Source organism: Neorhizobium huautlense (genome assembly GCF_002968575.1).
Classification (GTDB): domain Bacteria; phylum Pseudomonadota; class Alphaproteobacteria; order Rhizobiales; family Rhizobiaceae; genus Neorhizobium; species Neorhizobium huautlense.
Genome location: NZ_PVBM01000001.1, coordinates 210,662 through 233,759, shown reverse-complemented (window position 1 = coordinate 233,759; position 23,098 = coordinate 210,662). Strand labels below are relative to the sequence as shown.

Annotated in this window: 17 protein-coding genes; 13 read left to right on the top strand and 4 right to left on the bottom strand. The window is 61.6% G+C overall.

Annotated elements, in window-relative coordinates; translation table 11 throughout:
* The first annotated feature begins 279 nt into the window (after nt 1-279).
* The 6 genes from araD1 (at nt 280) to mmsB (ending at nt 8,016) form a co-directional block, all read left to right on the top strand.
* Nucleotides 280-1,272, top strand: coding sequence for an AraD1 family protein (gene araD1, locus C5L12_RS01030; protein ID WP_105370147.1), 993 nt, complete (start codon nt 280-282; stop codon nt 1,270-1,272).
* Between the two features lie 7 nt (nt 1,273-1,279).
* Complete coding sequence (locus C5L12_RS01025; protein WP_105370146.1) at nt 1,280-2,206, top strand: Gfo/Idh/MocA family protein; 927 nt, start codon at nt 1,280-1,282, stop codon at nt 2,204-2,206.
* Nucleotides 2,207-2,208: 2 nt separating this feature from the next.
* The gene (locus C5L12_RS01020; RefSeq protein WP_105370145.1) at nt 2,209-4,053 is read left to right on the top strand and encodes an IlvD/Edd family dehydratase; all 1,845 of its coding nucleotides are present in this window, start codon (nt 2,209-2,211) and stop codon (nt 4,051-4,053) included.
* Nucleotides 4,054-4,159: 106 nt separating this feature from the next.
* Nucleotides 4,160-5,206, top strand: a complete 1,047-nt coding sequence (chvE, locus tag C5L12_RS01015) for a multiple monosaccharide ABC transporter substrate-binding protein (protein ID WP_425350724.1) — start codon at nt 4,160-4,162, stop codon at nt 5,204-5,206.
* A gap of 60 nt (nt 5,207-5,266) precedes the next feature.
* Nucleotides 5,267-6,823, top strand: a complete 1,557-nt coding sequence (mmsA, locus tag C5L12_RS01010) for a multiple monosaccharide ABC transporter ATP-binding protein (protein WP_105370143.1) — start codon at nt 5,267-5,269, stop codon at nt 6,821-6,823.
* 2 nt (nt 6,824-6,825) lie between these two features.
* Entirely contained in the window at nt 6,826-8,016 is a 1,191-nt protein-coding gene (mmsB, locus tag C5L12_RS01005; protein ID WP_105370142.1) for a multiple monosaccharide ABC transporter permease, read from the top strand.
* A 264-nt stretch (nt 8,017-8,280) separates the two neighbouring features.
* Here the strand turns inward: mmsB and C5L12_RS01000 are convergent, their stop codons facing one another.
* The gene (locus tag C5L12_RS01000) at nt 8,281-10,200 is read right to left on the bottom strand and encodes a PhoX family protein (protein WP_105370141.1); all 1,920 of its coding nucleotides are present in this window, start codon (nt 10,198-10,200) and stop codon (nt 8,281-8,283) included.
* Nucleotides 10,201-10,603: 403 nt separating this feature from the next.
* Between C5L12_RS01000 and C5L12_RS00995 the strand changes: the two genes are divergently transcribed.
* From C5L12_RS00995 to C5L12_RS00975, 5 genes are all read left to right on the top strand, one after another.
* Nucleotides 10,604-10,909 carry a hypothetical protein gene (locus tag C5L12_RS00995; protein ID WP_105370140.1) on the top strand — a complete coding sequence of 102 codons (306 nt, stop codon included), beginning with the start codon at nt 10,604-10,606 and terminating at the stop codon, nt 10,907-10,909.
* Nucleotides 10,910-10,931: 22 nt separating this feature from the next.
* A complete protein-coding gene (locus tag C5L12_RS00990; RefSeq protein WP_105370139.1) occupies nt 10,932-11,306 on the top strand; it encodes a hypothetical protein in 375 nt (124 codons plus the stop codon).
* Nucleotides 11,307-11,415: 109 nt separating this feature from the next.
* Nucleotides 11,416-12,909, top strand: coding sequence for a multicopper oxidase family protein (locus C5L12_RS00985; protein WP_105370354.1), 1,494 nt, complete (start codon nt 11,416-11,418; stop codon nt 12,907-12,909).
* Between the two features lie 64 nt (nt 12,910-12,973).
* Complete coding sequence (locus tag C5L12_RS00980; protein WP_105370353.1) at nt 12,974-15,196, top strand: copper-transporting P-type ATPase; 2,223 nt, start codon at nt 12,974-12,976, stop codon at nt 15,194-15,196.
* A 97-nt stretch (nt 15,197-15,293) separates the two neighbouring features.
* On the top strand, nt 15,294-15,728 hold the full coding sequence (locus C5L12_RS00975) for an EF-hand domain-containing protein (protein ID WP_105370138.1): 435 nt from the start codon (nt 15,294-15,296) through the stop codon (nt 15,726-15,728).
* A gap of 69 nt (nt 15,729-15,797) precedes the next feature.
* On the opposite strand, the gene C5L12_RS00970 is transcribed toward C5L12_RS00975, so the two are convergent.
* The 3 genes from C5L12_RS00970 to C5L12_RS00960 form a co-directional block, all read right to left on the bottom strand.
* On the bottom strand, nt 15,798-16,247 hold the full coding sequence (locus tag C5L12_RS00970) for a DUF411 domain-containing protein (protein WP_105370137.1): 450 nt from the start codon (nt 16,245-16,247) through the stop codon (nt 15,798-15,800).
* A gap of 181 nt (nt 16,248-16,428) precedes the next feature.
* Complete coding sequence (locus C5L12_RS00965) at nt 16,429-18,327, bottom strand: ABC transporter ATP-binding protein (protein ID WP_105370136.1); 1,899 nt, start codon at nt 18,325-18,327, stop codon at nt 16,429-16,431.
* Nucleotides 18,328-18,351: 24 nt separating this feature from the next.
* Nucleotides 18,352-20,205: an ABC transporter ATP-binding protein gene (locus C5L12_RS00960; RefSeq protein ID WP_205839295.1), complete on the bottom strand. Its 1,854-nt coding sequence runs from the start codon at nt 20,203-20,205 to the stop codon at nt 18,352-18,354.
* A gap of 287 nt (nt 20,206-20,492) precedes the next feature.
* On the opposite strand from C5L12_RS00960, the gene C5L12_RS00955 reads away from it, so the two are divergent.
* Nucleotides 20,493-21,491, top strand: a complete 999-nt coding sequence (locus tag C5L12_RS00955) for a TRAP transporter substrate-binding protein (RefSeq protein WP_105370135.1) — start codon at nt 20,493-20,495, stop codon at nt 21,489-21,491.
* A gap of 16 nt (nt 21,492-21,507) precedes the next feature.
* Nucleotides 21,508-23,064 carry a VOC family protein gene (locus C5L12_RS00950; RefSeq protein ID WP_105370134.1) on the top strand — a complete coding sequence of 519 codons (1,557 nt, stop codon included), beginning with the start codon at nt 21,508-21,510 and terminating at the stop codon, nt 23,062-23,064.
* Nucleotides 23,065-23,098 lie beyond the last annotated feature (34 nt).

Genomic DNA, 23,098 nt, shown 5'->3' with positions numbered 1-23,098 from the left:
AGCATATAATATTACTTTTTCAAGAGGCATTTTTGATGAAGTTGCGGGAAACTTCAGTTCTAGCACCTGTGCTTGTTTTTTAACTCATTGATATATATCAAGAATCTGTATGTGGAAAAATTTCCATGGCGTTTGGAGTGCTGCCCAATCGTTCTTGACAAGCGGGCGATCAATCCAATAGTCGTATTTATGACTGCATCGGATCCGAAGGTTCTGGTGGGAGGCGCATGGTGGCAGGAGACGCCATGCAGAATATGAAATCATTGGGTAACGGAATCGATGTTGCGCGTTCTTCAGGTTAAAGATGGCAGCGGCAAGCTGCAGGTCGTCGCATGGGATGGAGAAGGGGCTGCACGTATAGTGCAGGGCGTTTCTTCGACATATGAGCTCGCTCAGCAGGCAATTGCCGCCGGCCAGACGCTGGCGCAGCGCATCGATGCCGCGGGCCTGGGCGATGCCGTGGATGTTCAGAAGGCTGCCGAGGAGGGCCGTCTTGCTCTGCCGATCACGCATCCGGATCCCGGCCATTTCGTCGTAGCCGGGACGGGGCTCACCCATCTCGGTTCCGCGGACGGACGCGACAAGATGCACAAGGCCGCTCAGTCCTCGGAAAAGCCCACCGATTCCATGCGCATGTTCCTCATGGGTGTCGAGGGCGGCAAGCCTGGTCCGGGGCAGATCGGCGCGCAGCCGGAATGGTTCTACAAGGGCAATGGCTCGCAGTTGCGCGCAACCGGCGAAGATCTCGTTTCGCCCGCCTTCGCGCTCGATGGCGGCGAAGAGCCGGAGCTTGCCGGCATCTATCTGATCGGACCGGACGGTACGCCCTTCCGCATCGGCTTCTGCCTTGCCAACGAATTTTCCGACCATGTGACCGAAAAAGGCAACTATCTCTGGCTTGCCCACTCGAAGCTTCGGCAGGCCTCGCTGGGCGCTGAGCTTCTTGTCGGCGATCTGCCCGATCATGTAGAGGGCACGTCGCGGGTCCGTCGCGGCGATCAGGTGATCTTCGAGAAGCCCTTCCTTTCCGGGGAGGCGAACATGTCTCATACGATCGCCAATCTCGAGCATCACAATTTCAAATATGAGCTGTTCCGCGAACCGGGCGATCTGCATGTCCACTTCTTCGGTACGGCTACGCTTTCCTTCTCGGAAGGGATCAAGACGGAGCCAGGTGACGTGTTCGAGATCGCTGCGGCTCCCTTCAAGCTGCCGCTCGTCAACCGCCTGACGGTTGCCGCCGACAAGCCGGTTACGATCAAGAAGCTCTGAGGGTCCCATGGCTTCCATTCGTCTTGCCATCGTCGGTCTCGGAAAAATCGCAAGAGATCAGCATCTCGGCGCGATCAAGGCGACCGACGGCATCGAGCTTGTAGCCGTCGCAAGCCGCCATGCCCAGCTCGACGGCGTCGCCTGTTTCCACGAAATCGGCGATCTGCTTGCATCGGGCGTGGAAGTTGACGCCGTTTCTCTCTGTACGCCGCCGCAAGGGCGCTTCGAGCAGGCCAAGGCGGCGCTCGACGCCGGCAAGCACGTGATGCTCGAAAAGCCGCCGGGCGCGACGCTGTCCGAGGTCTACGCCTTGGAGGCACTCGCAAGGGCGAAAGGGTTGACGCTGTTTTCGACCTGGCATTCGCGCGCCGCTGCCGCAGTCGAGCCGGCACGCGCGCTGCTCGCCACGCGAAAGATCCGCAGCGTGGCTGTGGAGTGGAAGGAAGACGTCCGTCACTGGCATCCGGGTCAGGCCTGGATCTGGGAGCCGGGCGGTCTCGGGGTATTCGATCCGGGCATCAATGCATTGTCGATCGTCACTCAAATCATGCCGGAAAAATTCCACCTCACCCGGTCCGAGCTGACCTTCCCGGCCAACCGCGCGGCACCGATCGCCGCCAGCCTTGCATTCGAGACCGATAGCGGGCTTCCGGTGGCGGCGGAATTCGACTGGCGGCAGACTGGCCCACAGACATGGGATATTCGAGTTGAGACCGACGAGGGCCCGGTCGTTTTGACGCATGGCGGCAGCCGGCTTTTTGTCGATGGTCAAAACGCGATTCTCGAAGAGGACCGCGAGTACCGTAACCTTTATCGTGATTTCGTAGCATTGGTGGCTGCCGGCCGGAGTGATGCCGACTTTTCGCCGCTGGTGCATGTCGCCGATGCCTTCATGCTGGGCCGGCGCATTCAAACAGATGCATTCGAGGACTGATTATGAGCAATTCAGAGAACGCTCCATCCAATGAGATCGCCGAAACCGAGCACCGCCGCCAGGAGGTGAAGAAGCTCCGCTCGCGCGCCTGGTTCGACAACCCGGCGAATGTCGACATGACGGCGCTTTATCTCGAGCGCTACATGAATTTCGGCCTCAGCCAGGCAGAACTTCAGTCGGATCGGCCGATCATTGGTATCGCGCAGACCGGCTCCGACCTCTCTCCGTGCAACCGCCATCACCTCGAGCTTGCGCACCGCCTGCGCGAAGGCATCCGGGAAGCCGGCGGCATAGCGATCGAATTCCCGGTCCATCCGATCCAGGAGACCGGCAAGCGCCCGACGGCAGGCCTCGACCGCAATCTTGCCTATCTCGGCCTCGTCGAGGTGCTCTACGGCTATCCGCTCGATGGCGTCGTCCTCACCATCGGCTGCGACAAGACGACCCCGGCCTGTCTCATGGCTGCTGCGACCGTCAACATTCCCGCGATCGCTCTGTCGGTCGGGCCTATGTTGAACGGATGGTTCCGCGGCGAGCGCACCGGTTCGGGCACGATCGTCTGGAAAGCCCGCGAGCTGCTCGCAAAGGGCGAGATCGATTATGCGGGCTTCGTCAAGCTGGTCGCGTCGTCGGCGCCGTCTACCGGTTACTGCAACACCATGGGCACGGCAACGACGATGAATTCGCTGGCCGAGGCGCTTGGCATGCAGCTGCCGGGTTCGGCGGCCATCCCGGCACCTTACCGCGACCGCCAGGAGGTTTCCTATCTGACCGGCCTTCGCATCGTCGAGATGGTGAAGGAAGATCTGAAGCCTTCCGATATCCTGACCAAGGAAGCCTTCATCAACGCGATCCGCGTCAATTCCGCGATCGGCGGCTCCACCAATGCCCCGATCCATCTGAATGCGCTGGCCCGCCATATCGGCGTCGAACTCACCGTCGACGACTGGCAGACCTATGGTGAAGAGGTGCCGCTGCTGGTCAACCTCCAGCCGGCCGGCGAATATCTCGGCGAAGATTATTACCACGCGGGCGGCGTGCCGGCGGTCGTCAACCAGCTCATGGAACAGGGCCTCATTCACGAGGACGCTATGACCGTGAACGGCAAGACGATCGGCGAGAACTGCCGCGGCGCCATTATCGAGGATGCCAAGGTTATCCGCCGCTACGAAGAGCCGCTCAAGGAGCGGGCCGGCTTCCGCGTGCTGCGCGGCAATCTCTTCTCGTCCGCGATCATGAAGACCAGCGTCATTTCGCCGGAATTCCGCGAACGTTATCTGTCGAACCCGGCCGACCCGGAGGCATTCGAGGGCCGGGCCGTGGTATTCGACGGACCGGAGGATTATCACCACCGGATCGACGATCCGTCGCTGGAGATCGACGAGCATACCGTCCTCTTCATGCGCGGCGCCGGCCCGATCGGTTATCCTGGAGCGGCGGAAGTCGTGAACATGCGCGCGCCCGATTACCTCCTGAAGAAGGGTATTTCGTCGCTCGCCTGCATCGGCGACGGACGTCAGTCCGGCACGTCGGGCAGCCCGTCCATCCTTAATGCTTCGCCGGAAGCGGCGGCGGGTGGCGGTCTTGCGCTGCTGCGGACCGGTGACCGCGTGCGCATCGATCTCGGACGGGGCACGGCCAACATCCTGATCTCTGACGAAGAATTAACCGAACGCCGTAAGGCTTTGGAAGCAAACGGTGGTTACCACTATCCGAAGCATCAGACCCCCTGGCAGGAAATCCAGCGAGGCATCGTAGGTCAGATGGAAACCGGCGCGGTTCTTGAACCGGCCGTCAAATACCAGCGGATCGCCCAGACAGCCGGGCTGCCGCGCGATAACCACTGATCGGTAACGATCCCCAGGGGCGGCGGGGGGCCGCCCTAACCTTAGCTACGGCGGCTCAAGGGGAGCCGACCTCAAGGAGGAGTACTACATGAGCATCTTGAAATATATGACCACGGCCGCCATGCTGGCGGGCCTGGCCTTTGCTGCGCCTGCCGCAGCCCAGGAAAAGGGTCTCGTCGGCGTCGCCATGCCGACCAAGTCTTCGGCGCGCTGGATCGCCGACGGCGACAACATGGTGAAGGTTCTCAAGGAGCGCGGCTATCAGGTCGATCTGCAGTATGCGGAAGACGACGTTCCGAACCAGCTTTCACAGATCGAGAACATGATCACCAAAGGTGCCAAGGTTCTCGTCGTTGCGTCGATCGACGGCACGACGCTTTCTGACGTTCTGCAGCAGGCTGCTGACCAGAAGATCAAGGTCATCGCTTATGACCGCCTGATCCGTGACACGCCGAACGTCGACTACTACGCCACCTTCGACAACTTCCAGGTCGGCGTGCAGCAGGCGACGTCGCTCGTGAAGGGCCTGAAGGCCGACACCGAAAAGGGTCCGTTCAACATCGAACTCTTCGGCGGTTCTCCGGACGACAACAACGCCTACTTCTTCTACAACGGCGCGATGAGCGTGCTTCAGCCGCTGATCGACAAGGGTACGCTGGTCGTCGGCAGCGGCCAGACCGGCATGGACCAGGTTGCGACCCTTCGTTGGGACGGCGCGACGGCACAGGCCCGCATGGACGCAATTCTGTCGTCTACCTATTCCGACAAGAAGCTGAACGGCGTTCTGTCTCCCTATGACGGCATCTCCATCGGCATCCTGTCTTCTCTGAAGGGTGTCGGTTACGGCAGCGGCGACATGCCGATGCCGATCGTAACCGGCCAGGACGCGGAAGTTCCGTCGGTCAAGTCGATCCTTGCTGGCGAACAGTATTCCACCATCTTCAAGGATACCCGCGAACTTGCTAAAGTGACTGTCGACATGGTGGATGCGGTCATGAGCGGCAAGGAGCCCCAGGTGAACGACACGAAGACCTACGACAACGGCAAGAAGGTCGTTCCGTCCTACCTGCTGAAGCCGGTTATCGTCGACAAGACCAACTGGAAAGAAATCCTGATCGGCAGCGGTTACTACACCGAAGCTCAGGTCAAGTAATCTCATCGACCCGCGCAGCGGAGCCATCCGCTGCGCGGGCTTTCTTATTGCGGAGTGATCATGCTCGATCCCGTCTCTCTTCCCGAAAAGCCGCCGATCCTCGAGATGCGGGGCATTTCGAAGAGCTTTGGCGCCGTCAAGGCGCTTTCCGATGTCAGTTTCACCGTCAAGGAAGGCGAGATACATGCGCTCGTCGGCGAAAACGGAGCCGGTAAATCAACGTTGATGAAGGTGCTTTCGGGAGTCTATCCGCATGGCTCCTACGAAGGTTCGATCCTCTTCGATGGGGAGGAGCGGCACTTCCGCGACATCAACGATTCCGAAAAGCTCGGCATCATCATCATTCACCAGGAGCTTGCCCTCATTCCGCTGATGTCGATTGCCGAGAATATCTTTCTCGCCAAGGCGCCATCCAAATACGGCGTGATCGACCGCGACGAGCGCTACAGGCTCACCAAGCAGCTCCTGGCCAAGGTCGGGCTCACCGAAGCGCCGGAAACACTCATCACCAATCTTGGCGTCGGCAAGCAGCAGCTGGTAGAAATTGCCAAGGCGCTGTCGAAGGAAGTGCGCCTGCTGATCCTGGACGAGCCGACTGCGTCGCTCAACGAAACCGACAGCGCAGCACTTCTCGAACTGCTCAAGGAATTCCGCCGCAACGGCATCACCTCGATCATGATCAGCCACAAGCTGAACGAGATCACAGAGGTCGCTGACCGCATCACCGTTCTGCGCGACGGCCGGACCGTCGGCACGCTCGACTGCCACGAAGGCACCGTCGACGAGGATGAGATCGTCCGCCGAATGGTCGACCGCGACCTCGAAAGCCGTTATCCGGCCCGCACCCCCAAGATCGGCGAGGTCATCTTCGAAGTCGAAAACTGGTCCGTCTATCATCCGCTGCACGCAAGCCGGCAGGTTGTCAAGAATGTATCCATGAAGGTCCGCGCCGGCGAGGTCGTCGGTATTTCGGGCCTCATGGGCGCCGGCCGCACCGAATTCGCCATGAGCGTCTTCGGCCGCACTTACGGCCGCGACATCACGGGCACGGTGAAGATCCACGGCAAGGAAGTCGATACGTCGGACGTGCATCGCGCCATCAAGGCGGGTCTCGCCTATGTGACCGAAGACCGCAAGCACCTGGGGCTCATTCTGGCGGAAGACATCCGCAAGAACATCTCGCTTGCGCATCTCGGCGGCGTCTCGAACCGCGGGGTCATCGACGACATCCAGGAAATGAAGGTGGCCCAGGAGTTCCGCACCCGGATGCGGATCCGCAGCCATACCGTTTACCAGGAAACCGGCAAGCTCTCCGGCGGCAACCAGCAGAAGGTGGTGCTGTCGAAATGGCTGTTCACCGGGCCCGACATCCTGATCCTGGATGAGCCAACGCGTGGCATCGATGTCGGCGCAAAGTACGAAATCTATTCCATCATCAACGAACTTGCGGATGCCGGAAAAGCCGTCATCGTGATCTCGTCCGAAATGCCAGAACTGATCGGCACCTGTGATAGAATCATGGTGATGCATGAGGGTGAGTTCGTCGGCGAAGTGGCCGGCGAGCAGGCAACGCAGGAAAATATCATGCGCGCCATCATGCGTCGCAAAGGGAGATAATCATGACCACCCCGCAGGAAGCAATCACCGCTCCCAAGCTGGCAACGAGTTTCTGGAAAGATAACCTGCGCGACTATGGGATGCTGATCTCGCTGGTCGTGATCGTCATCTTCTTCCAGTTCGCGACCGGTGGCATTCTCCTCAAGCCGCTCAACGTAACCAATATCGTCCTGCAAAACAGCTATATCGTCATCATGGCGCTTGGTATGCTGATGGTGATCGTGACGGGCCATATCGACCTCTCGGTCGGCTCGGTTGCCGGCTTCATCGGCGGCCTGGCCGGGCTTCTGATGGTCCGGTGGGGCTTTGATTTCGCGAGCTCGATCGTGATCTGCCTCGTGGTCGGCGGGCTCATCGGCGCCATTCAAGGCTACTTTGTCGCCTATTTCAAGATACCGTCCTTCATCGTGACGCTGGCGGGCATGCTTGTCTTCCGCGGCTTCATGATCGCCATTCTCGGCAGCCAGGCTATCGGTCCGTTCCCGCCGATCTTTCAGAAGCTGTCGTCCGGCTATGTCGTCGAGCTCATCTCCTCCGATGGCGGCGTCTACCTGACCTCGTTCATTCTCGGCCTGCTGCTTGCCGCAGCGCTCGTCTGGCAGAACTTCCGCAGCCGCGCCCGCCGCATCTCGCACGGCGTGGAGAGCGAACCGATGGGCTTCTTCATCGGCAAGAACATCGTGGTTCTGGCCGCGATCGGCTATGTCGCTTATCTGATCTCGTCGCACCGCGGCATGCCGAACGTGCTGATCATCATGGCGGTGCTGGTCGCGGCCTACGGCTTCTTCACCAACCGCACCATCATCGGGCGGCAGATCTACGCGGTCGGCGGCAACGCCCGCGCTGCCGAACTCTCCGGCATCAAGACCACGCGCCTCGTCTTCTGGACATTCGTCAACATGGGCGTTCTGGCAGCGCTCGGCGGCCTCGTCGTCGCGGCCCGCCTCAACAGTGCAACCCCGAAGGCCGGCTCCGGCTTCGAGCTTGACGTCATCGCTGCCTGCTTCATCGGCGGTGCCTCGGCCTATGGCGGCGTCGGCAAGGTGACGGGTGCCGTCATCGGCGCATTCCTGATGGGCGTGATGAACAACGGCATGTCGATCCTCGGCATCGGCATCGACTACCAGCAGGTCATCAAGGGGCTGGTGCTTCTCGGTGCCGTCTGCGTGGACGTCTATAACCAGCGCCGTTGAGAGCCTGACACAGGCATCGGCAATCAAAAAAACGCCCGGAAGCGGCTGCCGCTTCCGGGCGTTTTTGCATTGATCTGCGCCGAAGAGGGCGGCGTGACCGGGCGGATCAGTGTCCCGCGATAACAAGTTTCAAATGACGGAAGATGAGATTCAGCGGCATAGCGAGGTATCGCCTACGCACTCCCTGGCCAGGGCAACGCCATCGCAGCCCGTGTCGGGGGCGCTGACGCCAGCGCCCCCAAACCGTTTCGTGGCATCTAGCGGCTATCCAACGAGCGCATTGTCGTCGCGCTTGATTGCGACCACGGTCGAGCGTGGCAGTTTGCCTTCGCCATCCGGGAAGGGAGCATCGGGATGCTGAATGCCGACGAAGTGGGTGCGCTTGTCGGCCGACCAGGTCTGGCCGGTGACTTCCGCGCCCTTGGGCGCGGTCAGGAAACGCTCGATGCGGCCGGTGACCGGATCGCCGGCGAGCATCTGGTTGTTGCCCTGACCGAGGAATTCGCCCTCATTGGTGTCCTCGCCGTCGGTCTGGATCCACAAGAGACCGGTCGAGTCGAACATCATGCCATCAGGCGAGTTGAACATGTTGCCGGAGTTGATGTTGGACGAACCGGCATAAGGGCCTTCCTTGTGCACGTCCGGATTGCCGGCCATGACGAACAGGTCCCACTTGAACTTGCCGTCGGCATGGTCGTCGTTTTCCGGATACCAGCGCACGATCTGGCCGTACTCGTTCTTCTCGCGCGGATTGGCCGCGTTGAGCGCCATGACGTCGCCGCCGGCGTTCGACTTCATCTTGCCGTCCTTGCTCACGGCGCGGTTCGAATTGTTGGTCAGCGCGCAATAGGCTTCGATGGCGACCGGGTTGATCGCTACCCATTCCGGACGGTCCATGGTGGTGGCGCCGACCTTGGAGGCGGCCTGGCGGGTGAAGACGCAGATCTCGTCCATCTTCATGCCGGTCGATTCCGGCGTCAGCGCGACCCATTCGCCCGTGCCGTCGTCGGAGAACTTGGCGACGAAAAGCGTGCCTTCGTCGAGCAGCTTCGAGGTGTCGCCGCCCGGCACATAGATGCCGTTGGAGACGAACTTGTAGAGGAATTCGCCACGCTCGTCGTCGCCCATGTAGACGACCACGCGACCGTCGCGCGCGACCACGGCGGCGGCGTTCTCATGCTTGATGCGTCCAAGCGCCGTGCGCTTGACCGGGGTCGAGGAGGCGTCCGACGGATCGATCTCGACGATATAGCCGGCGCGGCGGGGTTCGTTCGGGTTCTTGGCGACGTCGAAGCGTTCGTCGAACTTCTCGTAGGCATAACGCGTCTCGGCGACGATGCCGTAGCGCTTGTAGTCATCGGGCAGCTTGAAGGCGGCGTCGGTCGTGCCGAAATAGCCGTTGAAGTTCTCTTCGCAGGTGAGGTAGGTGCCCCACGGCGTGCGGCCGGCGCCGCAATTGTTGAAGGTCCCAAGACAGTCGGTGCCGTTCGGGTCGGCTGCGGTCTTGATGAGATCCGAGCCGGCGGCCGGGCCGGAGAGCTTCATCGGCGTGTTGTGATGGATGCGACGGTTGAACGGGCTGTCGAGCACGATCTCCCAGCCATTTTCCCCTTCGGCCACTTCCATGACGGTGACGCCCTGCATGTTCTGCAGGATGCGCACTTCATCGAGATTGGCCGGAGTGCCCTTTTCGCGATGCGGCAGGTTGATTTCGGGGTTCACATATTCGTGGTTGACGGCGATCAGCTGGTGGTCGCCGACAACGAAGAGTTCCATGCCGTCGGTGTTTTCACCAAACACCTTATCGGAGTTTTTGAGGCTCACACCCTTCACGGGGTCAACGTCCGGCACGCCCTTAAACAGCGGCTGCCCCCACTTGGCGAGCGGCTTCCAGCTGTAACCTTCGGGTACATGGATCGTATTGTCGGTGAAGACCGGTATCGGCTTGAACGCGAAGCGGCCGGCCGAGGCTGCCTGCTGTGCCTGGGCAGAGGTGGACGACATCAGGTTGCCGAGCGTGCCCATCGCAGCCGCGGCGGAGCCGATGGCAAGGACACCGCCGAGGAAGCCGCGCCGCGAAAGGGCACTTTCCACCACGCGGTCGAATTCGGTCTCGGCCGGCGGCGGATTGTGCAGTTCGTCCCACTCGTCCCAAGACAGTTTGCTGGTGTCGACGTCAGTCATGGTGGTTCTCCATCGTTGCTTTCGGAACAATCGCAACAAGCGGCGTACTTCCGGAATAATACATCTGGATGACGAGCGGCCGTTATTCATGTTCAGGTCGAAATCTGTCCCATGGAAAGCCATTGCATGCCTTTTGAAGCAGGAGGGCCGGGCGCCGGTCCCTGGCGTCGTGCACAGAACCCGGCGCCGGCTGCGCCCATTGGTTCGACGCCGCCGAACATGGCCGATCACGGCTCTGTTCTTGAAGGGATCCGCCATTTCGAATGGTTGCGTCCGGGGCCGTGCGAACTCTTGTCCGGCGGGCTCCGGCATTGTTGACCTGAATCAAGGAATGCGCGGTCGGAAGGGTCCAAAGTAGTCGGGTCGTGATGGCTGCGCGAGCAGCCCCATCGGAGGATCTACAATGGTGAACACGATCCTGCACCCTGGTTCCGAGGCGTCTCCGGCAGTGTCCGCGCATGTCTCCGTTCCAGTCCTTGCCGCCACACTTGCCTCCTTCGCTACCATCTCGTTTCTGCTGTGCATGCTGCTCGGCTTCGTCGCTCCGGAATGGGGTCTGCACCGGACTTGGCTGCAGTTCTATCTGGGACTGACCGGCTTCGATCTGCAGAGCCTGGCGCTGGGCGTTGTTCAGAGTATCGTCTTCGGGGGCTATGCGGGAGCGTTGATCGGCACTATCTTCAACGCCATCAGCCGTCGCTTCGGCTGATCAGGGGAACGGAGCCGCACGCATGGCAACCGATCGCCGCAGGTTCGCATGGATGAACGCAGTGCTGACCGTTCTGGTCGGGCTTGCGCTTCTCTTCGCGCCGACGGCAGGCGTGCAGGCGATGCAGTGCCATGAACATTCCGTTCACGAGCACTCCGGCTTCGAACGCTCCTCGATCCAGGAGGCCGTCCACGCCTCGGTCAAGGGCGGCCCTCACATTCCCGACCACAAGAGCTGCTGCGCTGTTCCATGCAGCTTCTGTGTCGTCCTGACGAATATGGACAGGCCGGAGGCGCCGGCAGCCTTTGGCTCCTTCCTCCGTTTTGCATGGCGCGACCAGACCGGCCACGGTCTGGCGCTTCCGCCGACGCTTGGTCCCCCCCGTTTTCCGGTCTGAGGATTCCGGAAGCCGCTCCGTTGCGGCATCCGGCCAATTCCACGGGCTTCCTCACGGGTGCCCAAGACCAATGATCGGCGCAGCCGATCCGGAAACAGGACCAATTGCAATGAACCGCCGTGATTTTCTTAACGGCCTGATGGTCGGCGCAGCAGCGCTTGGCACATCGGCCGCCCTCCGTCCCGTCCGCGCCTTTTCGCAGGACGCAAGATCCACATCTGCACAGGGAGCGCCTCGCAGCCTCTCCGTCGGATACAGGACCATAGACGTCAGGGGCAAGTCTGCCCGCGTCTTCGGCCTCGTCCAGCCAGACGGCAGTTCGGGGCTGACGCTGGATGCCGGAACGGAATTCGATGTCGCGCTGTCGAGCGCTGTCGACCAGCCCACCCTGATCCACTGGCACGGTCTGACGCCGCCCTGGGCGGCCGACGGCGTGCCCGACAACCCGGCCGCACTCCTGAAGCCGTCCGAGACCCGCCGCTACACCTTCCCGGTCGGCGCGGGTGGCACGCATTGGATGCATGCCCATACGCTGCAGGAGCAGAACCTCCTCGCTGCACCGCTGATCGTGCGGACTGCCGAAGATCGCGCCCGCGACGAGCAGGAGGTCGTGATCCTGCTCCATGACTTCTCGTTCAAATCCCCGGAGGAACTGCTTGAAGGGCTGAAGGGTGTGAGCGCCGGGCATGGCATGCGGTCTGGCCATCAGGGCATGATGCAGACAATGAAGACTATGCAGGGGCATCAGATGCCGATGACGGGCATGTCGACGATGGGCATGCCGATGGCGGCCACGTCGGCGATGGACCTCAACGACATCGAATATGACGCCTATCTCGCCAACGACCGGACGCTCGACGGTCCCGATGTCGTAAGGGTCGAGAAAGGCGGCCAGGTTCGTTTGCGCATCATCAACGGCGCCACGGCGACTGCCTTCACCATCGACACGGGCAGCCTTTCCGCGGAATTGGTCGCCGTCGACGGGCAGGGCGTGCAGCCGGTCACGGGGACGTCTTTCCCTGTCTCCATGGGTCAGCGTCTCGATATCCGCATCAGCATTCCGAAGAACGGCGGTGCGTTTCCCGTCCTCGCGTTGCGCGAGGGAGCCGTGGAACGGACGGGCATCATCCTTGCCACCGCGGGTGCGGATATTCGCAGGATCGCCGTTGATGGCGAGGCGAGGGGGCCGGTCCTCGGGCTCGATCTCGAACAGCGGCTGCATCCCGTCATCCCGCTGGCAGCCCGCGCGGCGGACCGCCGCTTCGAACTTTCGTTGACGGGCGACATGGCAGCCTACACCTGGGGAATCGATGGCGCGGACGGTCTTGTCGTGAAGCGCGGCGAGCGGATCGAAGTGGTGATCAGCAATACCTCGATGATGGCGCATCCGATGCACCTGCACGGCCACCATTTCCAGGTACGCGCCGTCAATGGAGCGCCGGTCGCAGGAGCCGTCAGGGATACCGTGCTGCTGCCGCCGATGGCGAGCGTCGTCCTGGCATTCGACGCCGACAATCCCGGCCGCTGGCCGCTTCATTGCCATCACCTCTACCACATGGCGACGGGAATGATGGCTTACGTGACCTATGACGGCATCGGTTGACGCGGTTGATGACTGCGAAGCCCTTCCCGAAACAAATCGACGAGACATTCTCATGAAGCAATCCATGACTGATCATCACACGCATGCAGGCCATTCCCATTCCCGAAGCGGCCACCTCCACGAAGAGAAGAAGCCCGCCTCGAAGACGAGCGTCAAACCAGAGCCTGAGGCGGACGTGATCTACACCTGCCCGATGCATCCGCAGATCAGGCAGCTTGGCCCCGGCAACTGCCCGATTTGCGGGATGACGCTGGAACCGGAAGTCGCGACCGAAGCGGCGGGAGCAAGTCCTGAACTCTTGGACATGACCCGCAGGTTCTGGATCGGGCTTGTGCTGACGTTGCCGGTCCTCGCTCTGGAGATGGGGAGCCATCTCACCAACCTTCACATGCTGCTCGGGGCGCAGCTTTCGAACTGGATCCAGCTCGCGCTTGCGACGCCAGTCGTCCTCTGGGCGGGATGGCCGTTCTTCGAGCGAGCCTGGGCTTCGCTCGTCAATCGCAGCCTCAACATGTTCACACTGATCGCGATGGGAACGGGTGTCGCCTGGGTCTACAGCGTCGTCGCCACGGTCGTGCCCGGCATCTTTCCGGACACCTTCCGCGCCGCTGACGGTTCCGTTGCGATCTACTTCGAGGCGGCGTCTGTCATCACAGTCCTCGTGCTCTTGGGGCAGGTTCTGGAACTCAGGGCGCGGGAGCAGACCGGCGGCGCCATCCGGGCGCTGCTGGACCTCGCGCCGAAGACGGCCCGCCGTGTCGGAAATGACGGCTCGGACGAGGACGTCAGCCTCGACGTCGTGGTGGTCGGCGACCGCCTGCGGGTCCGGCCGGGCGAAAAGGTGCCGGTTGACGGGGAACTGGTCGAGGGGCGCAGCTCCGTCGACGAATCCATGATCACCGGGGAATCCATGCCGGTGACGAAGGAGGTCGGCGCAAAGCTGATCGGCGGCACGCTCAACCAGAGCGGCGGTTTCGTTATGCGGGCGGGCAAGGTCGGACGCGATACCATGCTTGCGCAGATCGTGCACATGGTCGCGGATGCCCAGCGCTCCCGCGCACCGATACAACGTCTGGCCGACCAGGTGTCGGGCTGGTTCGTTCCCGTGGTGATCCTTATCGCGATGGCGGCCTTCGTCGCCTGGGGCATCTGGGGACCGGAACCTCGCTTCGCCCACGGCCTCGTCGCTGCCGTCGCCGTGCTGATCATCGCCTGCCCCTGCGCTCTCGGACTGGCAACCCCGATGTCGATCATGGTCGGTGTCGGGCGCGGCGCGGGGATGGGTGTCCTCATCAAGAACGCCGAGGCGCTGGAGCGTTTCGAGAAGATCGACACGCTGGTGGTCGACAAAACCGGCACCCTGACGGAAGGCAGGCCAAAGGTCACGGCGCTGAAGGCGATAGACGGCTTTATAGAGACGGAGCTTCTGAGACTGGCCGCCACCCTCGAACGTGCCAGCGAGCATCCGCTTGCCGCGGCCATCGTCGCTGCAGCCAAGGAGAGAGAGATCGCTTTGGGCGAGGCGCGCGACTTCGACAGCCCGGTCGGTAAAGGCGTCACCGGGACCGTCGACGGCAAAAAGCTCGTCATCGGCAGCCATCGGATCATGGCGGAAATGGGGATCGACCTGTCGGCTCTCATGGGCGAGGCCGAGATCTTGCGAGGAGAGGGGGCAACGGTGATCTACGTCGCCGTCGACGGCAAAGTCGGCGGCCTTATTGCCATTGCCGATCCCGTCAAGGCGACGACGCCCGCCGCCCTGCGCTCGCTGAAGGAGGAGAATATCCGGGTCGTCATGCTGACTGGCGATAACAGAACGACGGCACAGGCGGTGGCGAGAAGACTCGGCATCGACGAGGTGGAGGCCGAGATCCTGCCGGAAGACAAAGGAAGGGTGGTCGCGCGGCTTCGAAGCGAAGGGCGCGTCGTGGCCATGGCTGGAGACGGGGTCAATGATGCGCCGGCGCTTGCCGCGGCCGATGTCGGCATCGCCATGGGCACGGGAACGGACGTTGCGATCGAGAGCGCTGGGGTGACGCTGCTGAAAGGCGACCTGCAAGGGATCGCAAGGGCGCGCAAGCTCAGTCACGCGACCATGAGCAACATCCGCCAGAACCTGTTCTTCGCCTTCGTCTACAACGCCGCGGGCGTGCCCGTCGCGGCGGGCGTGCTCTACCCGGCCTTCGGGCTGCTGTTGTCGCCGATCATTGCGGCCGCCGCCATGGCGCTCTCTTCGGTAAGCGTCATCGCCAACTCGCTCAGGCTGCGTCGCTCATCGATCGACTAGGTGGCCCGGCGGCGCGTTCGCCGGACACGACATTCGAATTCATCCTGTCCCACTTCAGGGGGCAGGCGGATACAGACCAATCCAAAGGAGAAACGACATGAGAACCACAACAATTCCAACCGCTGTCCTGCTGGCCGCGGCGATCGCCTTCGGGAGTGCAGGTTTTGCCCTCGCGCAGACGAGCGGAGCGGATCCGCATCATCCGGCGGACTCGTCGCAGGCCGCCCCGCCTTCGGGGACGGACGGCATGGCCGGACAAAGCCAGGGGACCATGCCCGGCTCCGACATGATGCCGGGCGGAATGATGGGGCGAGGCATGATGATGCAGCCCGGCATGATGGGAGGAATGCGGCAGATGGGCATGCGCGGACAGATGATGAAGATCATGTTCGCGATCGCCGACACCGACGGGGACGGCGCGCTGTCCTTCGAGGAGGTGGCGGCAGTCCACAAGCGGATCTTCGACAGCGTGGATGCGAACAAGGACAGCAAGGTAACGCCCGAAGAGATGCAGGCGTTCTGGCAGCAATAAGCATCGGACCGGCGACGACGGGATCGGCGGCAATGTCCACCGATCCCGCACGGCCGCGACGACAAAGCATCAGGAAGGGCGCACCGCCAGATAGACGACGGGCTTCGATCCGTCGCGTGGTACGGCCATCACGTCATAAGAGGCGTTGGGATCTGTTCCCATTCCCAGCGACCCCTTGGGCATGCCCGCGACCGCCAGCCCAGCGATCGGCGGTCGCTCCTTCAGGAGCCTTTCCGCCGCCTCAAGGGGCACGTGGCCTTCCAGGTAATAGCCGTCGACGATGGCAGTGTGGCAGCCATGAACCTCGTTCGGCACCTTCAGTTGTGCCTTGACCATATCCATGTCGTCTTCGTTGCGGATAGTCACCACGAAGCCTGCTGCCTCGTAGGCCGATGCCCAAGCACCGCAGCAGCCGCAGTACGGGTCCTTGTGCACAACCAGCGCCGTGCCTTCAGCTGCTGCTGCGCGTGGCAGGAATGCCGCGGACGCTGCCATGCAGATGAATTGCCTACGTCTCATTTCTTTCTCCATCTCAACTCGGCCGCATCGGGAGAGCGCTCGCGTTGACGTTTCACATCTGCCGGGAGGCCGGAGCTTCACGTTCTGATCTGACTCATAATATCATAAGTCGGAAGGAGCAGAACGGCACGGCGAAAATGTCGCGTTTCGTCTCGCAACTCGGACTGAACGTCCCGGCGCATCAGGTCGCCGATTCCGTCACCGCGTCTTCTATTATCTCCTCGGGGATATCATCGAAGGACGCGTAGTTGAGATTGTAGAGCTTGGCATAGAGCTTGCGGTTGCGCATCAGATCCGCGTGGTTGCCGCTTTCGATCAGCTCGCCGTTCTGCAGCACGATGATGCGATCTGCCTCGCGGATGGTGGCGAGACGGTGGGCAATGACCAGGCCGGTGCGGCCTTCGAGCAGTTTCACCAGCGCCTTCTGGATCAGCATTTCCGTATAGCTGTCGATGTTGGCGGTCGCCTCGTCGAGCACCAGGATCTTGGCATCGGCCACAAGCGCGCGGGCAAAACTGATCAATTGCCGCTGGCCGAGCGAAAGGTTGCCGCCGCGCTGGCCGAGTTCGGCATCGTAGCCGCCCGGCATGCGCATGATGAAGTCATGGGCGCCCACGGCCTTGGCCGCCTCGATCACCTGTTCCCGGGTCGCGTCGGTCTTGTGGTAGCGGATGTTGTCGAAGACGGTTCCGGTGAACAGGAAGGGTTCCTGCAGCACCATGGCGATCTGCCGACCGAGCGAATCCTGGGTCAGCTGCCGGACGTCGTGGCCGCCGACCAGGACCTGGCCCTGCTGGACATCGTAGAAACGATGAATGAGCGACATGCAGCTCGATTTGCCTGAGCCTGTCGGCCCAACAAGAGCCACCGTTTCTCCCGGGTTGACCTTGAAACTCACATGTTTCAGCACCGGATGTTTCGGATTGTAGCCGAAGACAACGTCACGGAATTCGACCGAACCATCCATATCCGGCGAGAGGACTTTGGCATTTGGCGCGTCCTTGATGTCGACCGGCACGTCCAGCACTTCGGTCAGCCTCTGGCCCGAGGCCATGGCGCGCTGCATCACGGAATATTGCAGCGTCAGTGAACGGATCGGGTCGAAGAAGCGCTGGATGTAGAACAGGAAGGCGATCATCACACCGACATCCAGCGCCTGGTTGAGGACGCGGGCGCCTCCCACGACGATGACCAGCGCCATGGCGAGGCCGGTGAGCGTATCGACGATCGGCACCATGACCTGGGCGTATTTGGCGGCCGTCAGATGGGTCCTGAGGTTCGCCCGCGCCTTTTCGTCGTAGAGCATGAAGTTGACCCGTTCGCGGTCCATGCTCTGGATGGCGCGAACGCCATGGATTGCTTCGGCAAGGGCGCCATTCGCGATGGAATTGGTCTCGTGCGCGGCCATGAAGGACTTGCGTGCCCTCGGCAGCCAGAAGATGCGGACGACAAAAAGGACGGGCAAAGCGGAAAGCGTCAGCAGGCCCAGTTTGAAATCAAGGTAGAGCATCACGAAAACGATGCCAAAGAGCAGGGCGATATCGCCCACCGACAGCACCGAGGTTTCCAGAAATTCCTGCATGGAATTGACGTCGCCCTGCAGCCGCGACATCAGCCGGCCGACTTCGGTCTTGTCCATCCACGAAAGAGAAACGCGTTGGAGATGGCTGAACATCGCCTTGCGGATGTCGAAGAGAACGTCCTCTGCGGCATTTCCGACCAGCATTTCCTGTGCATAGCTCGCGCCGAAATTGATGACGATCGCCACGAGAAAGGCACCGATGGCCCCGATGAGCACGCGGTGATCGGCGCTGCCGGACTGCATGCCGTTGTCGATCGCGTAACGGATGATCAGCGGGATCACCAACTGCATGGCGGTGAAGATCAGGACGGCGACAACCGCCCAGTAGATTTTCACCCGATAGGGGCGCACGAAGGCCCATATCCGCTTGACGATATCGCCGTCGAAGACCTTGCCGAAGATTTCCTCTTCGATCCGGTGTGAGCCGACGACCGCCCGGGGTGGGCGCCTGCCGTCGTCGCGCACGTCGGCGCGTTCGGTTTCCAGTTCATCGGCCATTACAGGCTCCTCTTCAGGCCGTCATCAAGCGGTCAGCACGTCGTCGTCGGGGCGAATCTGCAGATCGTAAAGCGCCTTGTAGCGGCCGCCCAATGCGAGAAGTTCCTCGTGCGTGCCGCTTTCGACGATCCGGCCTTCCTCCATGAAGAGGATCCGGTCGGCATGCATCAGCGAACTCAGACGATGCGCGACGATGATCGTCACGCGATCGGCGGCGTATCTGCGCATGGCGCTGCGGATGCGCTGTTCGGTGCCGGCATCGATCGCCGCGGTCGAATCGTCCAGGACCATCACGGCGGGACGCAGCATCAGGGTGCGGGCGATCGACAGGCGCTGGCGCTGGCCGCCGGAAAGAGAGACGCCGCGTTCACCGACGACGGTGTCATATCCGCTGGGAAGGCCGAGCACATAATTATGGAGCTGGGCACTTTCGCTGGCACGCTCGATGCGGCCTTCCTTTGCCCACGGATCGCCATAGGCGATGTTGTTTTCGATGGTGGTGGTAAACAGGAAGGAGTCCTGCTGGACCACAACAGCCTTGCGGCGCAGGGACTGCAACGTCACGCTGCGGATATCCTGCCCATCGATGGTGATGCGTCCGGCTGTCACGTCATAGAAGCGCGGGATCAGATGGGCCAGGGTGGACTTGCCGCTGCCGGGAGGTCCGACGATGCCGATCGTTTCTCCACGTTTTGCTTCGAAGGAGATGTCCGTCAGCACTTTATGCTCTTCTGCGCCGGGATAAGCGAAATCGACGTGTTCGAAGCGCAGCGTGCCTTGAGAAACGGCAAGGTCCTTGGCGTCCTTTTCGTCCTTGATCGCAATATCGAGATCGAGCAGCTCGAAGAGCCGCGCCCCGCAGGTAGAAGCACGGGCAAAGGCATTGACCATCAGGCCGAGCTGGCGCACCGGCATCTGCATGATCGTCATGAAGGTCAGGAACGAGGTGAGCGTGCCGACCGTCATCTCGCCGGCCATCACCTTGGCTCCGCCGAGCCAGAGAACGAGCACCATGGCGAGGAAGAACGAGAAGGTCATGGCGCTGGTGTTTGCGACCCGAATGCCGACGCGTTGATGCGCCAGCGTCACGGCGCTCTGCGAGGCTGTCTCGAACTTGTCGAGTTCATGTTTCTGCGCGGCGAATGCCCGGACGACGCGAATGCCGCCGAGGTTTTCCTCCATGACGCGCGTCAGCACCGACAGCCGCTCCTGTAGTTCCAGCCAGGTGGCGCGCAGCCTGAGCTGGGTCACGGACGACCGCCAGCCGACGAAGGGAACGAAGCTCAAGGCGAGCAGACCGAGGACGACATCGGTGGAGAGCAACAGGTAGGCACCGATGCCGATCAGCATGGTGAGAAGCACCATGCGCACCAGTGCCGTCGAGAAATACATGCGGACGCCTTCGAGGTCGAGAAGCCCGACGGTGATCAGGTCTCCGGAATGCATGCTGTCGTGGAAGCTGAAGGACAGGCGCTGGATCTTTTCGTAGCACGCGAGCCTCAGTCGGTAGCCCATGTGGTGGCCGACGGATTCGCTGTAGTAGTTCTGGACGAGCGTGAAGATGCCGCGCAGCACGCTCGCGCCGAGCAGAAGCAGTGCCGTGGTCAGGAGTGCATCCTGAGCCGCGCGGCCGGCATCACCGCCGGTGAGCACGACCTGCGTGTGATCCACCGCCTGGCCAAGCAACTGCGGGATCATCAGCTGAAACGTCGAGGCGATCAGGGTCGCGCCGATCGCGAGACTTGATTGCCAGGGATGGCGGAAGGCCATGACGGTGATGCGGGTGAGGATCGAGAGGCCCTTGCCCCAGCCTGTCGCATTCACGAACGCCAACGAAGCCGACGGCTTCGCGACGCGAAGGTTTGCTTCGCTGCTCACGGTTTTATTCCAAAATGAATCACTGGGCCGGTTAAAATATCCGGAAAGACCACTATGAGATGAGACTCGCTAGATGACCTAGCGTGCACAACCGTAATTGCCAGTCAACATAATTGACAAAATGCAGGTACCTCGATGGGACGATCCGGCATTTTCCGAGTGAATGGTTGGAAAGGTGCTCATCTGAGAACTTGAAGAAACGGATATCATGGGTGAAAAGGTCGGGTCGGCTGAGCCAAGCAATTCAATCCGCCGGTGCCGTCGTTTTTAAACCCGAGGATCCGGATATGAACAAATTGGACCGCCGCCGCTTTCTGAAGACTTCGGTTGCCACCGGGTTGGCGCTCGCCGCTCCGGCCTATGTCCGCACCGCCAACGCTCGCGCGACTGCAATCACGGTCGCCTCGCTTCTGGGCGACGACAAGCCCGAGACCAAGATCTGGGTGAAGATCGGCGAACTGGTGGAGGCAAGGCTTCCCGGCCAGTTCAGGTTCAATGTGGTCAAGAACGGCGCACTTGGAGGCGAGAAGGAAGTTGCCGAGGGCGCCCGACTGGGTTCGGTGCAGGCAAGCCTCTCGACAGTTTCCTCGCTCTCCGGATGGGTGCCGGAATTGCAGATCCTCGATCTTCCCTTCCTCTACCGTGATCGCGACCATGTGCGCCGGACCGTGGATGGAGAGATCGGCGGCAACCTGAAAGAGAAGCTTGCTGCGCAGGGTTTCTTCGTCGGAGATTTCATAAATTACGGTGCCAGGCACCTGCTGACCAAGGAGCCTGTAACGCGCCCCGATCAGCTCAAGAGCAAGAAGATCCGGGTCATCCAAAGCCCGCTGCACACCAAGCTCTGGAGCGCCTTCGGCACCACGCCCGTGGGCATCCCGATCACCGAAACTTACAATGCCCTGTCGACCGGCGTGGCGGATGCCATGGATCTCACCAAGTCCGCCTATGCCGGATTCAAGCTCTACGAGGTCGTGCCCTATATGACCGAGACGGGCCATATCTGGGCCTCGGGGGTGGTTTTCTACGCAGCGAACTTCTGGAACCGGCTGACGGACGAGCAGAAGACGGTTTTTCGCGATGCTTCGCAGGAGGCGGCGGGTTATTTCGACCGCCTTATCGTCGAAGACGAAGCCAGGTCGGTGCAGCAGGCGTTGGGGAACGGCGGCAAGGTCTTAAAGCCGGAGGCGCTCGACGAATGGCAAAAGGGAGCGCAAGGGGTTTGGCAGGAGTTTGCGGCCACTGTCGGCGGGATCGACCGTATCAAGACCATCCAGGCGGCCTGAGGGCGGGAGAATACGCATGACCAGCGGCCTTCATCACGTCACGGCGATAACCCGGAAGATCCAGGCCAATGTCGATTTCTACGTGGGTTTCCTCGGTCTGAGGCTCGTAAAGCGGACGGCGGGTTTCGAGGATGCGCGTCAGCTTCACCTCTTCTACGGTGACAGCGGCGCATCTCCCGGCTCATTGGTGACGTTTCTTGCCTGGGAGGACGGATCGCTCGGTCGAGTGGGCCATGGCGCGCCGAGCGAAATCAGCTTTTCGATCGCGCCGGACGCGATTGGTTTCTGGCTGACGCGGGCACTGCAGTACAATGTCAAGCTCAGCGGCCCCACACAGGAGTTTGGCGAACCGGTTCTGCGGCTGACGGATCCTGACGGCATTATCGTGAAACTGGTTGGGGTCGAGGAAGCCGCGCCCTGGATCTGGTGGGCCGGCGGCGGAATTGCCGAGGCTGACGCGATCCGCAGACTGCGCGGCGTGACAATCCTATCGGAAAAGCGGGCGGCGACGGCGGATTTCCTGGCGCGTCACATGGGACTTACGCCTGGACCGAAGGAGGGCACTATCCAGCGGCTCACCTCGGAGGCGCAGGACATCGTCGATGTCCGCGATGCGGGCGGCTTCTGGACCGCGGCTCCGGGCACAGGAACGATCGATCATATCGCCTTCCGGGCGCCTGACCGGGCACGGGTGGAGGCGGTGTATTCGGCGCTGGAAGCGGAAAGCAGCGGCGAGATGAACATGCACGACCGCCATTATTTCTATTCGCTCTATGTGCGTGAGCCTGCCGGAACGCTGATCGAACTGGCGACGGACGGCCCGGGATTTACGGCCGACGAGCCGCTGGAAACGCTCGGTAGCCGCCTTTTCATTCCGGCGCATTTCAAGGAGGACCATGAGGTGCTGCGGGTCATGCTGCCGCAATTCGGCCTGCCGGGAGAGGAGCGCATCATCTATCGCGACCTGCCTTTCGTGCATCGTATCCACATGCCCGAAACGTGGGACGGTTCCACACTGGTCGTGATGCATGGAACGGGCGGCAACGAGACGACAATGCTTCCCTTTGGTCGCAGCGCTGCGCCGAATGCGATGCTGATCGGGATCCGGGGACGGTCGACCGACGAGGGACATCCCCGTTACTTCCGCCGCTTTAGCCAAACGACGTTCGACCAGAGGGAGATCGTATCCGAGGCGGAAGCTTTCGCGGCCTTCGTGCAGGAACTGGGGCCGGCCTATGGCGTTGATCCCGACCGTACGGCTTTTGCGGGCTGGTCGAACGGCGGCAACATGATCGGCGCGGTCATGCAGCTTCATCCGAAACTGATCCGCAAGGCGGTGCTGCTGCGTTCGATGAACTGCCTCGAAGAGAAACCGTCCGTTGTTCTTTCCGGCAGCAAGGTTCTTTCATTGAGCGCCACGGACGATTTCTACGGATCTCTCGCGGAGGAACTGGAGGAGCGGCTGCGGACTGCCGGTGCGGAGGTCACCGCGATGAAACTCGATGCCAACCACGGGATCGGGCGGGAGGACGAGACGATCGCTCGCAACTGGCTGAGCTACGCCGGGATGTAAATTTTCGTCCGGCCGCGTGCCTTACGAGATGTCG

Excerpts from the sequence above, each read along its gene's own strand:
- C5L12_RS00990 (WP_105370139.1), top strand. The coding sequence starts at position 10,932 with ATGGCAACCGATCGCCGCAGGTTCGCATGGATGAACGCAGTGCTGACC.
- C5L12_RS00970 (WP_105370137.1), bottom strand. The coding sequence starts at position 16,247 with ATGAGACGTAGGCAATTCATCTGCATGGCAGCGTCCGCGGCATTCCTG.
- C5L12_RS00980 (WP_105370353.1), top strand. The coding sequence starts at position 12,974 with ATGACTGATCATCACACGCATGCAGGCCATTCCCATTCCCGAAGCGGC.
- C5L12_RS01000 (WP_105370141.1), bottom strand. The coding sequence starts at position 10,200 with ATGACTGACGTCGACACCAGCAAACTGTCTTGGGACGAGTGGGACGAA.
- mmsA (WP_105370143.1), top strand. The coding sequence starts at position 5,267 with ATGCTCGATCCCGTCTCTCTTCCCGAAAAGCCGCCGATCCTCGAGATG.
- C5L12_RS00975 (WP_105370138.1), top strand. The coding sequence starts at position 15,294 with ATGAGAACCACAACAATTCCAACCGCTGTCCTGCTGGCCGCGGCGATC.
- C5L12_RS00955 (WP_105370135.1), top strand. The coding sequence starts at position 20,493 with ATGAACAAATTGGACCGCCGCCGCTTTCTGAAGACTTCGGTTGCCACC.
- chvE (WP_425350724.1), top strand. The coding sequence starts at position 4,160 with ATGACCACGGCCGCCATGCTGGCGGGCCTGGCCTTTGCTGCGCCTGCC.
- C5L12_RS01020 (WP_105370145.1), top strand. The coding sequence starts at position 2,209 with ATGAGCAATTCAGAGAACGCTCCATCCAATGAGATCGCCGAAACCGAG.
- mmsB (WP_105370142.1), top strand. The coding sequence starts at position 6,826 with ATGACCACCCCGCAGGAAGCAATCACCGCTCCCAAGCTGGCAACGAGT.
- C5L12_RS00950 (WP_105370134.1), top strand. The coding sequence starts at position 21,508 with ATGACCAGCGGCCTTCATCACGTCACGGCGATAACCCGGAAGATCCAG.
- araD1 (WP_105370147.1), top strand. The coding sequence starts at position 280 with ATGTTGCGCGTTCTTCAGGTTAAAGATGGCAGCGGCAAGCTGCAGGTC.
- C5L12_RS00985 (WP_105370354.1), top strand. The coding sequence starts at position 11,416 with ATGAACCGCCGTGATTTTCTTAACGGCCTGATGGTCGGCGCAGCAGCG.
- C5L12_RS01025 (WP_105370146.1), top strand. The coding sequence starts at position 1,280 with ATGGCTTCCATTCGTCTTGCCATCGTCGGTCTCGGAAAAATCGCAAGA.
- C5L12_RS00965 (WP_105370136.1), bottom strand. The coding sequence starts at position 18,327 with ATGGCCGATGAACTGGAAACCGAACGCGCCGACGTGCGCGACGACGGC.
- C5L12_RS00995 (WP_105370140.1), top strand. The coding sequence starts at position 10,604 with ATGGTGAACACGATCCTGCACCCTGGTTCCGAGGCGTCTCCGGCAGTG.